The 16,196-nt window shown below is 64.7% G+C and carries 11 protein-coding genes, 1 pseudogene and 1 riboswitch; of the genes and pseudogenes, 8 read left to right on the forward strand and 4 right to left on the reverse strand.

Annotation, left to right across the window (positions count from 1 at the left end; genetic code table 11):
- Positions 1 to 115 precede the first annotated feature (115 nt).
- Together L1O03_RS05685 and L1O03_RS05690 are read right to left on the reverse strand one after the other, a co-directional pair.
- Positions 116 to 1,285 (reverse strand): MFS transporter, encoded by a 1,170-nt coding sequence (locus tag L1O03_RS05685; RefSeq protein ID WP_338026128.1) that lies wholly within the window; start codon positions 1,283 to 1,285, stop codon positions 116 to 118.
- Between the two features lie 6 nt (positions 1,286 to 1,291).
- Positions 1,292 to 1,852, reverse strand: coding sequence for a TetR/AcrR family transcriptional regulator (locus L1O03_RS05690; protein WP_236118455.1), 561 nt, complete (start codon positions 1,850 to 1,852; stop codon positions 1,292 to 1,294).
- Positions 1,853 to 2,526: 674 nt separating this feature from the next.
- On the opposite strand from L1O03_RS05690, the gene L1O03_RS05695 reads away from it, so the two are divergent.
- The 3 genes from L1O03_RS05695 (at position 2,527) to L1O03_RS05705 (ending at position 5,744) form a co-directional block, all read left to right on the forward strand.
- Positions 2,527 to 3,045: a MarR family winged helix-turn-helix transcriptional regulator gene (locus tag L1O03_RS05695; protein WP_236118456.1), complete on the forward strand. Its 519-nt coding sequence runs from the start codon at positions 2,527 to 2,529 to the stop codon at positions 3,043 to 3,045.
- Between the two features lie 5 nt (positions 3,046 to 3,050).
- Positions 3,051 to 4,256, forward strand: a complete 1,206-nt coding sequence (locus L1O03_RS05700; RefSeq protein WP_338026129.1) for an MFS transporter — start codon at positions 3,051 to 3,053, stop codon at positions 4,254 to 4,256.
- A gap of 120 nt (positions 4,257 to 4,376) precedes the next feature.
- Positions 4,377 to 5,744, forward strand: a complete 1,368-nt coding sequence (locus tag L1O03_RS05705; protein WP_236118458.1) for an MFS transporter — start codon at positions 4,377 to 4,379, stop codon at positions 5,742 to 5,744.
- Between the two features lie 67 nt (positions 5,745 to 5,811).
- Here the strand turns inward: L1O03_RS05705 and L1O03_RS05710 are convergent, their stop codons facing one another.
- The gene (locus L1O03_RS05710) at positions 5,812 to 7,107 is read right to left on the reverse strand and encodes an SAM-dependent methyltransferase (protein WP_236118459.1); all 1,296 of its coding nucleotides are present in this window, start codon (positions 7,105 to 7,107) and stop codon (positions 5,812 to 5,814) included.
- Between the two features lie 162 nt (positions 7,108 to 7,269).
- Between L1O03_RS05710 and L1O03_RS05715 the strand changes: the two genes are divergently transcribed.
- The 5 genes and pseudogenes from L1O03_RS05715 to pflA all read left to right on the forward strand — a co-directional run bounded on the left by L1O03_RS05715 (position 7,270) and on the right by pflA (position 15,497).
- On the forward strand, positions 7,270 to 8,664 hold the full coding sequence (locus L1O03_RS05715; RefSeq protein ID WP_236118460.1) for an NAD(P)/FAD-dependent oxidoreductase: 1,395 nt from the start codon (positions 7,270 to 7,272) through the stop codon (positions 8,662 to 8,664).
- Positions 8,665 to 8,742: 78 nt separating this feature from the next.
- Positions 8,743 to 8,837, forward strand: a riboswitch (TPP riboswitch).
- Positions 8,833 to 9,648 carry a hydroxyethylthiazole kinase gene (thiM, locus tag L1O03_RS05720; protein ID WP_236118461.1) on the forward strand — a complete coding sequence of 272 codons (816 nt, stop codon included), beginning with the start codon at positions 8,833 to 8,835 and terminating at the stop codon, positions 9,646 to 9,648. Its footprint overlaps the riboswitch before it by 5 nt.
- Complete coding sequence (locus tag L1O03_RS05725) at positions 9,645 to 11,888, forward strand: bifunctional hydroxymethylpyrimidine kinase/phosphomethylpyrimidine kinase (RefSeq protein WP_236118462.1); 2,244 nt, start codon at positions 9,645 to 9,647, stop codon at positions 11,886 to 11,888. The genes thiM and L1O03_RS05725 overlap by 4 nt, the downstream gene beginning before the upstream one ends.
- Positions 11,889 to 12,130: 242 nt before the next feature.
- Positions 12,131 to 14,536 (forward strand): annotated as a pseudogene (gene pflB / locus L1O03_RS05730) (formate C-acetyltransferase); the annotation flags it as partial.
- Positions 14,537 to 14,630: 94 nt separating this feature from the next.
- Positions 14,631 to 15,497, forward strand: a complete 867-nt coding sequence (pflA, locus tag L1O03_RS05740; RefSeq protein ID WP_236118465.1) for a pyruvate formate-lyase-activating protein — start codon at positions 14,631 to 14,633, stop codon at positions 15,495 to 15,497.
- Positions 15,498 to 15,568: 71 nt separating this feature from the next.
- On the opposite strand, the gene L1O03_RS05745 is transcribed toward pflA, so the two are convergent.
- Complete coding sequence (locus L1O03_RS05745) at positions 15,569 to 16,153, reverse strand: class I SAM-dependent methyltransferase (RefSeq protein WP_236118466.1); 585 nt, start codon at positions 16,151 to 16,153, stop codon at positions 15,569 to 15,571.
- Between the last annotated feature and the right edge of the window lie 43 nt (positions 16,154 to 16,196).

The following is a 16,196-nucleotide window of genomic DNA, read 5'->3' on the forward strand; positions in this document are numbered from 1 at the left end:
CGCTCGAACCAGTTCACGCGGTTGATCGTGCAGTTGACCTTCACGACATCACCTATGACATCCGGAGCGGCGCGAACCCCACACGATAGATGCAACCCTATTGAGTCATGATTCATCACATCTGCGGCTCCCGCAGACGACCAGCAATCTCTATCAAAACCAGAGAAGCCACGCAGAAGCATACAGAGGCTAGCGGCAAGGATCCGGGGCCGAAGGAATGAAGGGCAATCCCTCCCACTGCACCACCAATCGATACGCCCAGGTACGTTCCAGAGGTATTCAACGCAAGAGCTTGGGGAGCTACAGAACCGGCTAACATATAGAGCCGTGCTTGGATGGCGGGTGAATTCCAGAACGCCAACCCACCCCACAGAACAACTACACAGACAACAACAGAAATAGGGACCGGCCTTATAGCCCACAAGATCCACAACATGACCATCGAGGTAGTCATGCCGACAATCCCGAAAAGAAGCGTTCTACTAGGCCCCCACTTGTCGGTAAAAATGCCACCTAACCAGATCCCAACAATACCAGCAATACCGGATAAGCTAAAGGCGAGTGCACGCTCCTCGATTCCACCAGAACTCGTTGAGCTGAGATAGGGTGCAAGGTACGTCAACATCATCATTGACCCACTCATGAGGGCGCAATTCGATAAAAGTCCACACGCGATTGGCCCAGAAACCAACACACGCAGCTGCTCGCAGAGACCTGGCACTTCCCCACTCTGATGTTCATCCGGGAGCGTACCGAAGGAAGCACAAAGAACAATAACCCCTCCTGCTGCCATGGCGATAAAGCATGCTCGCCATCCATAATGCCCGCCAATCCATGCCCCGATCGGAACACCGCCGGCGATAGAGCCAGTAACACCAAGAGAAACGATGGCGACATAACGGCCGGTCTTGTCGCCGGGTGCTCGCTCCGCAGCAAACGCAAACACAGCCGGAGTGACAGCTGCCGCCGATGAAGCGATAACGATTCTCAGCGCCAACAGGAGCGTGTACGTCGAGACTGCAGCCGCAAACGCATTAGCGCAAACGAAAATGATAATCCCGCAGCACAATAGACGTCTTCTAGGAACACGAGCACACGCCACTGCTGCCAAGGGAGCTACCAATGCAACAGTGAGAGAATAGGCAGTAACCAGCTGCCCCGCTTGTGATTCACTTACCCCAAGATCAGCAGCAAGCTCAGGTAAGATTCCAGATATTACATAATCATCCGTATATACCACAAAAGCCGCGCCAAAAAGGGTCCATAACCACGAAGGAAATCGCACTCCGATCTACCTTTCCATTTTGAGGATATTCTCCAATGCACTTCTCAACGTCGCGCGCAACTGGGGCACCGTGAGTGACCCATGCGGAGTGATGGTGTCCAGGGTCAACCCTCCGATGAGAGCAGAAATGTGCCGCGCAACAATGCTCGGATCAGGAACAGCCAGACACGATAGCGCTGATATAATAACGTCGTTGAGGTCGCTGCCCATTTGAGCCGCACATTCTGCAAATACCGGCTGAGTCCGCGAGGCTCGAATAAGCTCAATGACGATAATTGCCTCCTCCCTGCTTTCTTCGTTGACAGGCAACACTTGCTCCAGGATCTCTTGCAGGGCACTGACAGCATCGTCCCCCCGAAGCGTCTTGAGTCGCTCCACCGGGTATTTCTTGAGCCGCGACTCCATCCTGGTCGTCGCTTTGAGCGCCGCAGCTGTCAGTAGGTCCTCACGATTATCAAAGAAATGACGGACCGATCCCACATTCAGCCCAGCCTCTAGGGCAACCTTTCTTATCGTGAGACCTTCCAAGCCATTCTTGACGATTAACCGAAATGCTGCGTCCACCACCTGCTGGCGACGCTCTCGAATGTCTACACGCGCTGGCATATGCTGTACTGCTCGTTTCTCTGAGTATCGATCACACCACACCGTCCCTCGGGTTCGCAGTCGGAGAAGTCATCACGGGGTCGTGACATCCCGTAGAACGTCGTGACGCTCACCGTCTTCACCCGAAAGGCTTGCGTTGCGCCATACTATCACAGGTGTGATACACACGGCGGGCGACCACCTGGAGCCGAGGCGACATGCGCGACGTCATTCCCATATCTGCTGTGCACGGCGCTTTTATACGTCACCTTCACAACCACCCGTCTCACACGAGAGGCCCACGGAAGCACGGCCTTCTATCACAGTCGGGATATATCCACCCTCGAGCTAAACGTCATCCCCCCCCCGGTAACGTCCAACCACCGAGTCCTCCCGTATATAGGGAGCGACGCTGCTCGGTCCCTTGGTGAGGAGCATGCAAATCACCTCACACTCCCCGTCTGCCCAGTTCCCGCTAGAATCCTTCTGCATTGTCCGCGTATCACACAATGACCAAGCCTCCTGAGGCTCCGCCCAGCCACACACCCCACCTCAGCAGCAGCTTTCACGCCGGGGGCCGAAATTTGCACACCTCCCCCATCAGAGTGCAAATTAGATTTCCTCTCTTATAACGATGACATGTAACCTTCGGGGTTATGACCAACCACTCTTTTGAACAAGGACAGAACCCCGAAGGAGTTCCGGACACCATCCATGACCGCGGCTCTGCCGACTGGTGGTCGGAGCTCATGATGCTCAGCAATCGCTTCTCGCGCCACGCCCTGTACCGCGCCGGCTACCCGCCGACCGCCGTGACCTGGCGCATCCTGGGCCACCTCGAGCGCCGTGGCGCCCTCCGCATCGGAGACATTGCAGAACTGGAGCGCACCGCTCAGCCCACCACCTCCCGCGTCGTGCGCCGCTTGGCTGACCAGGGCATCGTCGAAACCTTCCCTGGCCCCACGGATGCCCGCAGCACCATGGTGAAGCTCGCCCCTCCCGGCCAGAAGCTTCTCCGCGACATCCGCTTCTCCATCGGCCACGCCCTCGAGTCGCTTAACGCGGACCTCAGCGAGGAGGAGCTCATCGCCCTGGACCGCGCAAAGCCGGTTTTCCAGAAGCTTCTCCTCATGGAATTGGAAAAGCACAACAAGCCTCAGCCGTCTAAGGAGTAAATTTTGTGAGTTCTTCCGCCAAAGGAAGTTCTTCGGTTTTAGCCCAGCCCGTTGAGGTCTGGGTTTTAACTTTTGCCTGCACTGTGTCCTATATGGGTCTCGGCCTTGTCGACCCGATCCTCCCGACCATCGCCGCCCAACTCGACGCCACAGCCGGGCAAACAGAGCTTCTCTTCACCAGCTACCTGTTCATCACCGCACTCGTGATGTTCTTCTCGGCATGGGTGTCCTCGCGCATTGGTACCCGTCGAACCCTCATCGTGGGAGTGGGGATCATCGTTCTCTTTGCCGCCGCCTGCACATTGGCGGGCGGGGTCAATGAGATCATTGGCTTCCGTGCTGGCTGGGGCCTGGGCAATGCCCTTTTTGTCTCGACGGCGCTGGCCGCCATCGTGGCCTCGACGACGCACGCCACCATCGCCATCATGTTTTACGAGGCGGCCGTGGGGCTCGGCTTCGCGTTCGGCCCGCTCGTCGGCGGGCTTCTCGGCGAGGTCTCCTGGCGCGGCCCCTTCGCCGGTACTGCGATCCTCATGGGGTTGGCCCTCATCGCGGTGGTCATTTTCTTCAAGGTGCCGGAGAAGTCCTCTGCGCCCGCTCCCCTGTCCTTCTTCGACGGCGTGAAGGGTGCCTTCCACCCAGATATGCGCTGGCTGGCGCTCGGGGCCCTCTTCTTCAACTTCTCCTTCATGATGATGCTCGTCTACTCCCCCTTCCCGGTGGAGCACGCGGCATCGGTGGCTGGGCTGACGTTTACCCCCATTCACTTGGGCCTGGTCTTCTTCGGCTGGGGCGTGGGGCTGGCGATCTCTAGCGTGTGGATTGCGCCCAAGCTGGCGCGCACCTTCGGCACGCAGAAGACGCTCCTCGCGGCGATCTCGCTCGTAGCTCTCGTCCACGTCGCTCTCGCGCTCACCTCGGAGAGCCTCGTCCCGCTCATCATCGTCGTCATCCTGGGCGGCTTCTGCGTGGGAACGGTCAACACCCTCCTCACGACGGTCTCCATGTCCCAGTCGAGCCTGCCGCGCCCCGTCGCGTCCTCCGCCTATTCCGGGGTGCGGTTCATCGGATCGGCATTGGGGCCGACGCTCGTCGGGCCCCTCGAAGGCTTCGGTGTGGCGGCGCCGTTGTGGGCTGCAGCGATCTCCGCGGTGATCGCCGTTCTCATCCTCGGCTTCTTCCTCAAGCCCGGCTCGAAGGAGTACGCCTAGAGTCGATGCAGCGGGGGTGCTACCCACGGATTTCTCAATACGTGAGATTTGACTTCCAATAGGCGGAATCGCTACGGTGATCCAATCGACACTGTTTCTCTCACGATCGGAAGGCACACCGTGAGCACCTCCACGAGCACCTCGGCCGCACAGGCCGCCGAGCAGCAGGGTCGCCCCCGGACGCAGCGCCGGCGGGTGATCCTCGCCTCGACCATTGGCACGACCATTGAGTTCTACGACTTTTATGCCTATGCCACCGCGGCCGTGGCCGTCTTCCCCTTCCTCTTCTTCCCGAAGAGCGACGACCCCACGATGGGTCTTTTGAAGTCTTTCGCCACCTTCGGCCTCGCCTTCATTGCCCGACCGCTGGGCTCGGTGATTTTCGGCCACTTCGGTGACCGCGTGGGCCGCAAGGCTACCCTCGTGGGCTCGCTCCTCACGATGGGTATCGCGACCTTCATTATTGGCTGCCTTCCGACGTATGAGCAGATCGGCCTCGCCGCTCCGGCCGCTCTCGCCCTCATGCGCTTCTGCCAGGGTCTCGGCCTGGGCGGCGAGTGGTCGGGCGCCGCGCTTCTGGCCACCGAGACGGCCGAGCACGGCAAGCGCGCCCGCGCTGCGATGTGGCCCCAGCTCGGCGCTCCCTTCGGCTTCATTCTGGCCAACGGCCTCTTCCTTATCCTCGTTCTCGCCTTCGGCCACTCGAACTCCGACCCCACGGCCGCATTCCTCGGCTGGGCCTGGCGCATCCCCTTCCTTTTCTCCATCGTGATGGTGGCGATCGGCCTGTGGGTCCGCTTCAAGCTCGACGAGACTCCGGTCTTCAAGGACGCGATGGACAAGGGCCAGAAGCTCGACACCCCGGTGCTCGAGGTCTTCCGCGTCGCCCCCAAGCCGCTCATCGCGGGCACCTTCATCATGGTCGGCTGCTACACCCTCTTCTACCTGGTGACCACGTGGATTCTCTCCTTCGGCATCGGCTCCAAGGAGCACGGCATGCTGGGAATGCCCTACAACGACTTCCTCGTTCTCCAGCTCATCTCCATCTTCGGCTTCGTCTTCGGCATCCCGATCTCCGGCTACTTCGCTGACACCGTTGGGCGCCGCAAGACCCTCACCTGGGTAACGGTGGCCATCATCATCTACAGCTTCACCTTCGCCTTCTTCCTCAGCCCCGGCCGCGCCACGGAGACGAGCGTCCTCATCTTCCTCACGATCGGCATGTTCCTCATGGGCCTCGTCTTCGGCCCGATGTCCGCCGTGCTGCCCGAGCTCTTCCCCACTAACGTGCGCTACACCGGATCCGGTATCAGCTACAACGTCTCCTCGATCCTCGGCGCGGCCATCGCCCCCTTCATCGCGACGGCCCTCGCCGCGAAGTTCGGCGTCACCGCCGTCGGCATCTACCTGCTGGTCGTCTCGGTGATCTCCCTCATCGCGATCCTCACGATGCGCGAGTCCCGCCACCACGACCTCACCGCCATCTAAGGCCCCGCGCCCCAGGCGCACCACAGGCAGCGTCCCGATCACCGGGGCGCTGCCTTTTCGCTGAGTCCTACCTGCGACCTCGACGGTGGCGGGCGGTCACGGTGAACTGGACGGCGTCGAGCCACCCGTGCTCGAAGAGGACTCTGCGCAGCGCGAACTGGTACTCCCACATCCGGCGGAAGACGGCGTCGAAGCCATCGGCGGCCGCTTCCCGCTGCATCCCCAGGAAGTGCGAGTGCTGCAGCTCCAGGCAGCGCTCGTAGTGCCCGGCGCTGTGGGATTGCGCGATGACCCGCATGGTCGTGTAGCGATCGATGAGGCGGTGGACGTCCTCGACCGTCGGGTAGCGCAGATCCGGCCAGATGTAGAGCCGCAGGGCGTCGAGCGCCTCGCGCGCGACCTCCGGCATGGCCGGGGTGGCCGTGACCATCTGGATCCCCGCGCGCCCCGAGCTGCCGAGGAGCCGCTCAATCGAGCGGACGAAGGCTCGCCGCTCCTGCTCGCTGAGCAGCTCCAGATACTCCATCGAGAGGATCGCGTCATAGCGACCGCGCCAATCCCGGGCCGTCGCCACCGGGTGCTCGAGGGGCTGGAGGTGAACCGAATCCGCCACGCCCGCGAGGACGAGCGGCTCGTTCATGCTGGCCAGCATGTCTTCATCGGCGCTGAGGACGTCGACGGTCGCCCGACGCCGGGCAGCCTCGACGGCAAGAAGCCCGCCGCTTGCCGGGTACTCGAGGATGTGCGAGCCGGGCCCCACCCGCGTCTCGTCGAGGAGCCGCTCGAGCGCGCGCTGCTGCGCATCGGAGAGGTCGGCCCGCTCCACCTCCTGGGGGTCATCGATGTGCGTGACGTCCACGAAGTGCGTCGCCGCCTCTGAGCCGCGGCCCGCCCCGGGGACATAGCTGGTCATCGCCTGGCGTTCCGTCGTCGAGACCCCTGTGAAGAGCCCGCCGAAGAAGCTCATGCCGTCGGGGCTGCTCACGCGGATGAGCTCGGGCGGCAGGGCGCCCCCGTCATAGGGATCAAAGCGGAAGCGGGGGCGGCGGCGCCGGGGATGGTAGTCGGCGCTAAGGAGGGCAGAGAGCACATGGCTGAGGTCGCGGGCACGCCATTCCCCCGCCATCCACGATTCCGCGAGCCCCACCCAGCCGTGCTGGGCCAGGCGGGGGAAGAGTTCCTCGTGGTCAACGATGAGGTCGGCGTCCACGCCCTCGAGGCGGAGCCCAGCCTTCTCACATGCCTGAGCGAACCGCGCCTCCGCCACCCGGGCGCGCGTGGACATTCCCCAGCCAGAGGGCACCTCCACGATGCCGGGCCACAGGTCGGGGTCGATGTCCTCAAGGTGCTCTGCAGATGTCACGGCGCTCACTCTAGCGCCCCTCTCCCCCGCGCTCCGGGAGGCGCGGCCCAGCGCGGGTAAAGGGGGCTCCACGGTGAGCCCCAGATGCGCGAGGTCTACCATAGTGATCTACTGGCTACGTCAGTGATCCATGTAATACCGACACCGAGGAGTTTCTACTCGATGAGCGAGATTTACCGGCCCGACGGCGGCCGCAAGCACGTCGTGATTATTGGCTCTGGCTTCGGCGGACTGTTCGCCGCGAAGGAGCTTAAAGACGAAGATGTAGATATTACAGTTATCGACCGCACGAACCACCACCTCTTCCAGCCCCTTCTCTACCAGGTGGCCACGGGCATCCTGTCCTCTGGAGAGATTGCCCCCTCGACGCGCCAGGTCCTCGCCGGCCAGGACAACGTCGACGTCATCAAGGGCGAAGTCACCGATATCAACATCGAGAAGCGCACCGTCACTGCCACCCTCGGTGAGTATGAGGCGACTTACGGCTACGACTATCTCATCCTCGCAGCCGGCGCGAACCAGTCCTACTTCGGCAATGATCAGTTCGCCGAGTTCGCCCCCGGCATGAAGACCATCGACCACGCGCTCGAGATCCGCGCCCGGATCGTCGGCGCCTTCGAGCGCGCCGAGCTCACGCGGGATCCCGCCGAGCGCGAGAAGCTGCTCACCTTCACCATCGTCGGTGCCGGCCCGACGGGCGTCGAGCTCGCCGGCCAGCTCGCCGAGATGGCGCACCGCACCCTCTCCGAGGAGTACCGCCACTTCGCTCCGTCTGCCGCGAAGATCGTCCTTCTCGACGGCGCCCCGCAGGTTCTTCCGCCCTTTGGCAAGCGCCTGGGCCGCTACACGCAGCGTCAGCTGGAGAAGCTCGGCGTCACCGTGAAGCCGAACAGCATCGTCACCAATGTGGACACGGACAGCGTGACCTACAAGTCCACCGTGGACGGCTCCGAGCACACCTTCCCCTCCTTCTGCAAGATCTGGTCGGCCGGCGTCTCCGCCTCCCCGCTGGGCAAGCTCGTGGCCCAGCAGGCTGGCCTCGAGGTTGATCGCGCCGGTCGTGTCCCGGTGAACGAGGACCTCACCCTCGGCGATCACCGCGAGGTCTTCGTCGTCGGTGACATGATGAGCCTCAACGGCCTCCCCGGCGTGGCTCAGGTCGCGATCCAGGGCGGCGAGTACGCCGCCGAGCAGATCGCCGCGGAGGTCTCCGGCCGCGAGTCCGAGGCCCGCGAGCCCTTCGAGTACATCGACAAGGGCTCCATGGCCACGATCTCCCGCTTCTCCGCCGTGGCCAAGATGGGCAAGATCGAGGTCACCGGCTTCTTCGGCTGGGTGCTCTGGCTCCTCGTCCACGTCATGTACCTCGTGGGCTTCCGCAACCGCTTCGTCTCCGTGGTCTCCTGGGGCATCAACGCCCTGTCGAAGAACCGCTGGAACCTCGCGGTGACCCGCCAGCAGCAGCACGCGCGCACCGGGCTGATGAAGCTCGCGCGCTCCGTCGATGAGGGGGATAACCCCATCGAGCTGCGCGATACCTCCCAGTATCAGGGCTAATCTCGGCTTCACCGCAGGCAGCGCATGTGGACGACGGGCGGGCACGGCTTTCGTGTCCGCCCTCCTTGCTAGGATCGGCCACAGGACACGGGGTGCTCCCCCACGGAGCTGAGAGAACACCCGTTGAACCTGCTCTAGTTAGGACTAGCGAAGGGATGTCACCTCAGGATGACTACTCATGCTCTTCAGGACGCGGTGAAGGCTGTACGCGAGAGCACGCCTCTCGTCCAATGCCTCACCAACACCGTCGTTGCGGAGATCACCGCCAACGTACTTCTCGCCGTGGGCGCTTCCCCGGCGATGTGCGACACCCCGGAGGAAGCCGGCGATTTCGCCGCCATCGCCTCCGGGGTTCTCATTAACGCGGGAACCCCCAGCAGCGAGCAATACGACGGCATGCGCGCGGCCATCGCCGGCGCGACGGGCGCCGGCACCCCCTGGGTCCTTGACCCCGTGGCCGTGGGCGCTCTCCGCCAGCGCACCGCATTCTGCCTCGACGCCGTCACCCGTGGCCCCGCCGCCATCCGCGGCAATGCCTCAGAGATCCGCGCCCTGGCCGGCGCGGGATCGGGCGGCCGTGGGGTCGATGCCACCACCGATGTGGCCTCCGCTCTCGACGCCGCCCGCCAGCTCGCGCGGGAGCACGACTGCGTGGTCGCTATCTCCGGGGAGCGTGACCTCATCGTCTCTGCCGAGCGCGCCACCTGGCTGCGCTCCGGGCATCGCTTCATGCCGCTCCTCATCGGGACGGGCTGCAGCCTCGGCGCCGTGTGCACCGCGTATCTCGGCGCCGCGAAGGAGGCCGGGATCAGCGCCCATGACGCCGTGCTCGCCGCCCACGCCCACATGGGCGCAGCCGGCGGTGTCGCCGGGTCCTTGTCCGCCGGGCCGGGGAGCTTCCACTCCGCGTGGATCGACGCCCTCTACGCACTGAGCGCTGAGGACATTGAGCGCCTCGTCTCCTGCGAGGAGGTGGAGGCGTGAGTACAGCCTGGGACCTTTACCTCGTCACAGATCCGCAGCTCGGCGGCGGCCCCGATGCCGTTCCGGGCATCGTCTCCCGCGCCCTCGATGGCGGGGTCTCCGTCGTTCAGCTTCGCGATAAGCACGCAGACGAGGACACCTTCCGCCAGCGCGCCGCCCAGCTCATCGACTGCGTCGGCGCCCGCGTCCCGATCTTCGTTAATGACCGCCTCGACTGCGCCATCGAGCTGGGACTCCACCTCCACATCGGGCAAGACGACGTCCCCTATGAGGAAGCCCGACGGCGCCTGCCCGAGCACCTCATGATCGGCCTCTCCGTCTCCTCCGAGGCGGAGCTCGACGACATCCTCGCCCGCTGCGAAGCCTCCGGCCTCCCCCTTCCCGACGTGCTCGGGCTCGGTCCCGTGCGCGCCACGGCCACGAAGACCGACGCCGCCCAGCCCCTCGGGATCGATGGGATCGCGCGCATCGCGCGCCGGGCGCGGGCCCACGGCATGGCCTGCGTGGCCATCGGCGGGATCCACCCGGACAATGCCGCGCAGCTGAGGGCCGAGACGGATATCGACGGCCTCTGCGTCGTCTCCGACATCATGACGGCCGAGGACCCGGCTGTCGCCGCTCGTCGGCTCCGCGAGGAGGGCGCCCGGGGGCTCGCCGATCGGGGCAGCATCCCCCGCGTCCTCTCCGTCGCGGGGACTGACCCCACCGGCGGCGCGGGGGCGCAAGCCGACCTCAAGTCCATCGCCGCGGCCGGGGGCTTCGGCTACTCGGTCATCACCGCGATCGTCTCCCAGAACACCCAAGGGGTTCGCAGCATCTTCACCCCGCCCGCCGAGGTCCTTGCTTCGCAGCTCAAGGCGGTCAGCGATGACGTCGCCATCGATGCCGTGAAGATCGGGATGCTCGGGGACACGCGCACCACCGAGGTGCTCTCCGAGTGGCTGGAGGAGCAGCGCCCGCCTCTCGTCGTGCTCGATCCCGTGATGGTCGCGACGAGCGGCCACCGCCTCCTCGAGCCGGACGCCGAGGCAGCCGTGCGCCGCCTCGCCGCGCGCGTGGACATCATCACCCCGAATATCCCGGAGCTCGCCGTGCTCTGCGAGCGCGAGTCCATCACGAGCTTCGAGGAGGCCATCGAGGCTGCCCAGGCCTTTTCCCGGGAGACGGGCACCACGGTGATCGTCAAGGGCGGCCACGTGGCCGGACCTCAGGCGGATAATGCCGTGGTCACTCCACATGGTTCCCCGGTGCGCATCCCGAATCCGAGGGTCGAGTCCTCCAGCACCCATGGCACCGGCTGCTCCCTCTCCTCCGCTCTCGCGGCCCGGGCGGCCCGCGGACAGAACCTGGTGGAGGCCCTGCGCTGGTGCACGCGCTGGCTCCACGAGTCCATCCGCCACTCCGACGCCCTCCGCATCGGGCATGGCCACGGGCCCATCGATCACACCCACCGGGCCCGTCGCCTCTCCGCTGCGGGAAGCACCGTGGTTCCCCAGGCGGAATCCACTGCGCACCTCCCCTTCTGCGATGCCACCTCCCCGGAGCGGCTGGGTCCCGACGCCCGCGCTCTCCCGCGCGAGCCACGCATCGCGGCGGCCGGGCCCTGGACCTCCGCCCTCTGGCGGATCGGTGGGGACCTCTGGGAGGAGATCATCACCTCAGACTTCATCGAGCGCCTGGGTGAGGGCTCTCTCGCGGAGGAGGACTTCCGCTTCTACATCGGCCAGGACGCCCACTACCTCGCGGAGTATTCCCGCGCTCTCTCGCTGGTCGCGAGCAGGGCTGAGGACCCCGAGGAATCCGTGGCCTGGGCAGCCGGGGCGCAGCAGTGCCTCGTGGAGGAGGCCCAGCTACACCGTTCCTGGCTGGCGGAACACCCTGCCGATGCCACGCGCGGCCCCTCCCGCACCACCACGGCATATACAGACTTCCTCAAGTCCACCGCCGCCTGCGAGGACTATTGCATCGGAGCCGCGGCCGTCCTGCCGTGCTATTGGCTCTATGCGGAGGTGGGCGCCGCACTCGCGGAGAAGGACCACGATGGGCATCCTTATCACTCCTGGCTCGCCACCTACGGTGACGGGAGCGAATTCGTCGAGGATGTTCGTGGGGCCCTCCAGCGGGTCGAGCGCGCCTTTGCGGACGCTACTCCTCGGCAGCGGGCTCGGGCACGTCGCGCCTACCTCAGCGCCTGCGAGCACGAGTACCACTTCTTCGAGCAGGCGCTCCGTCGGCCCTAAAATTGAGTAATGGATCACTCCTCCTCTGTGGTGTTCGTCATCTCATAGGGGGCTGTGCAGGATTCCACAGAGTCTTTGGGCCGGCTCCCACCGCACAGTCGTAGAATAGAAGGTGCTGGCAGACAGAGCTGGATCGATCCATCCCACCCCTTTGATGGATCGCCCGAAGGCTCTGCCTGCATGACCGGAGCCGATCACCACGGCACCGTGATCGACACACACATCGCGTTACCCGCGACTGAGTGAAAGGCACCAGATTGACCACCACCATTCCCGCTGCCACAGAAGCCTGGGAAGGTTTTACCCCCGGTGACTGGACAGATTCCATCAACGTCCGGGACTTCATCCAGAAGAACTACACCCCCTATGAGGGAGATTCCTCCTTCCTCTCGCCCGCAACGGACAAGACCCTGCGGACCTGGGACTACCTGGAGAAGCACTACCTCTCGGAGGAGAGGAAGCGGCGCGTCTACGACGTCGACACCCACACTCCCGCGGACATCGACGCCTTCCCCGCCGGCTACATCAACGATGATGACGACATCATCGTCGGCCTCCAGACGGATACCCCGCTGAAGCGCGCCATGATGCCCTTCGGCGGCTGGCGCATGGTTGAGACGGCCATCAAGGAGGCGGGCAAGGAGGTCGACCCCGAGGTCAAGAAGATCTTCACCCGCTATCGCAAGACCCACAACGACGCGGTCTTCGACATTTACACCCCGCGCATCCGCGCAGCCCGGTCCTCCCACATCATCACCGGCCTGCCCGATGCCTACGGCCGCGGCCGCATCATCGGCGACTACCGTCGTGTCGCCCTCTACGGTATTGACAAGCTCATCGAGGAGAAGCAGGCCGCCAAGGATGCCGTGGCGGATAAGCCCTTCTCCGAGCACTGGGCTCGCTTCCGCGAGGAGCACGCCGAGCAGATCAAGGCCCTGAAGAAGCTCAAGGTGCTCGCCGAGTCCTATGGCTTCGACATCTCCGGCCCCGCCCGCACGGCCAAGGAAGCCGTGCAGTGGACCTACTTCGGTTACCTCGGCGCCGTGAAGAGCCAGGACGGCGCGGCCATGTCCTTCGGCCGCCTCTCCCCCTTCTTCGACATCTACTTCGAGCGCGACCTCGCCCGCGGCCTCATCACCGAGCAGGACGCCCAGGAGATCATCGACGCCCTGGTCATCAAGCTGCGCATCGTCCGCTTCCTGCGGACCATCGACTATGACCAGATCTTCTCCGGCGATCCCTACTGGGCCACCTGGTCCGACGCCGGCGTCTCCGAGGACGGCCGCACCCAGGTCACCAAGACCTCCTTCCGCCTCCTCCAGACCCTGCGCAACCTCGGCCCCGCCCCGGAGCCCAACATCACGATCTTCTGGGATCCCTCCCTTCCCGAGGGCTACAAGAAGTTCTGCGCGCAGATCTCCATCGAGACCTCCTCCGTCCAGTACGAGTCCGACCGCCAGATCCGCGAGCAGTGGGGCGACGACGCCGCCATCGCGTGCTGCGTCTCCCCGATGCGCGTCGGCAAGCAGATGCAGTTCTTCGGCGCCCGCGTCAATGCCGCGAAGGCCCTCCTCTACGCCATCAATGGTGGCCGCGACGAGGTCACCGGCAAGCAGGTCGTCGCCGAGCCGCACCAGCCCATCGAGGGCGACGGCCCGCTCGACTTCGACGAGGTTTGGCAGCGCTACGAGGAGATGCTGGACTGGGTCATCGGCACCTACGTCGAGGCCCTCAACATCATCCACTACTGCCACGACCGCTACGCCTACGAGGCCGTCGAAATGGCCCTCCACGATTCCGAGATCGTCCGCACCATGGGCTGCGGCATCGCGGGCCTGTCGATCGTGGCGGACTCCCTGTCGGCCATCAAGTACGCGAAGGTCTACCCGGTTCGTGACGAGACCGGCCTCGTCGTCGACTACCGCACCGAGGGTGACTTCCCGATCTACGGCAACGACGACGACCGCGTCGACGACATCGCCGCCACCGTGGTCCACACGATCATGGACAAGATCAAGCAGATCCCCATGTACCGCGACGCCATCCCGACGCAGTCGGTCCTCACCATCACCTCGAACGTCGTCTACGGCAAGGCCACCGGCGCCTTCCCGTCCGGCCACGAGGCGGGGACCCCGTTCGCGCCGGGCGCCAACCCGGAGAACGGCGCCGACAACCACGGCATGGTCTCCTCCATGCTCTCCGTCGGCAAGCTGGACTACCACGATGCGCTCGACGGCATCTCGCTGACGAACACGATCACCCCGTCCGGCCTGGGCCGCGACAAGGAGGAGCAGGTCGCCAACCTCGTTGGTGTCCTCGACGCGGGCTTCATCATGAACGAGCCCGGGACCTGCTGCGGTCGCTAAACCATCCCACTCACTCACTGCAAAGGAGACATCATGAGCACCAAGACTTTCGACGAGCGCCTCGCTGACATGAAGGCCAACCGCAGCGCCCACAACATGGACGCTGGCCTCTACCACGCCAACATCAACGTCCTCGACCGCTCCACCCTCGAGGACGCCATGGAGCACCCGGAGAACTACCCGAACCTCACGGTTCGCGTGTCCGGCTACGCGGTGAACTTCGTGAAGCTCACCAAGGAGCAGCAGCGCGACGTCATCTCCCGTACGTTCCACCACGGGGCCTAAACCCTGACGTCACTGTTCGAGCCCACCGTCAGCCATCGGGCGTCGGCGGGCTCGACCCACATTCACCCACGAGAAGAAGGAAGGCTCGACGATGGCCTCGGACGGTATTAGCGGTGTCGTCACCCTCGACCCGGAGCTCGGCGACCGGGTGCGCGGCGTGGCCCAGGGAATTGGCAGCGGAGACCTGGACCTCAATCGCTCGGAGATGCTCGAAGCCCGACGCCAGGGCGACATCGCCCTCGTGCACTCCTGGGAGATGGTCACCGCCGTCGACGGCCCCGGCACGCGGATGACGCTCTTCCTCTCCGGCTGCCCGCTGCGCTGCCAGTACTGCCACAACCCCGACACGATGGAGATGAAGACCGGCACCCTCGAACGGCGCGAGGATGTCCTCGCGAAGATCGTGCGGTACAAGCGAATCTTCGCCGTGTCGGGAGGCGGTCTCACCATCTCCGGCGGGGAGCCGCTCTTCCAGATCGAATTCACCCGCAAGCTGCTCGCCGAGGTCCACGCGGCCGGGATTCACACGGCCATCGACACGAGTGGTTTCCTGGGTACCCGCCTGCGCGACGAGGACCTGGAGAACATCGACCTCGTCCTCCTCGACGTCAAGTCGGGCATCCCCGAGACCTACAAGCGGGTCACCGGGCGCGAGCTGCAGCCCACCATCGACTTTGGCGACCGTCTCGCGGCCATCGGCAAGCCCGTGTGGGTGCGCTTCGTGCTCGTCCCCGGGCTCACGGATGATCCCGAGAACATCAACGCTGTGGCGGACATCGTCGAGCGGTGGAAGGACAACGTCGCCCGCGTGGAGGTCCTCCCCTTCCACAACATGGCGGCGGACAAGTGGCATGAACTCGGTTTGCGCTACACGCTCGAGGGCGTCGAGCCCCCGTCCGCGGAAAAGACCGAGGCCACCCGGGAGGTCTTCCGCTCCCGCGGAATCACCACCTATTAGCTCTTTTCTCGACGCCCGGACCGCCCCCGCGTGATTCGCTCCGCGGGGGCGTCACTGTCCCTATGGTCTCCCTAGTCCCCGCGCAACACCGCGACGAGGAAGGGCGAGTCCGCCGTGAAGGGGCGCAGATCCCAGCTGCTGAAGAGGATGTCCTCGCGGAACCCCGCCGCCTGGGCATCGCGGAGGAAGTCATCGAAGGGCCAGCCCCGGCCGGCGCCGTAGCCGATGACGCAGCGCCCGCCGTCGGCGAGCACCTCCCGCAGTGAGCGGAGCATCGCGCCGCGCGCGGCGGGATCGATGAAGCCCACCACGTTTCCTGCCAGCACGATGATGTCATAGGGGCCCTCCGGCTGAGGCTCGGTCTCCAGGTCCACGCGCGCCCAGGTGACGTCGGGGAAGTCGTGGCGGGCGTGCTCGAGGAGGACGTCGTCGACATCCGTTCCGGTGACCCGGTGCCCCCGGGCGGCGAGGTAGCCTCCCACCCGGCCGGTGCCGCAGCCGGCGTCGAGGATCCTCGCTCCCCGCGGGGCCATCGCGTCGATCATGCGGGCCTCGCCGTCGATGTCTGTGCCCTCCGCCTGAAAACGGCGCCACCGGGCGGCGTACTGCACGGAGTGCTGGGGATTCTTCTCGACAATCTCTTTCCAGGTTGGCATACCGCCCATCTTATGGATTCCCGATATATATTTGTGAAGGCTG

The organism is Corynebacterium uropygiale, assembly GCF_021568315.1.
Lineage (GTDB): Bacteria > Actinomycetota > Actinomycetes > Mycobacteriales > Mycobacteriaceae > Corynebacterium > Corynebacterium uropygiale.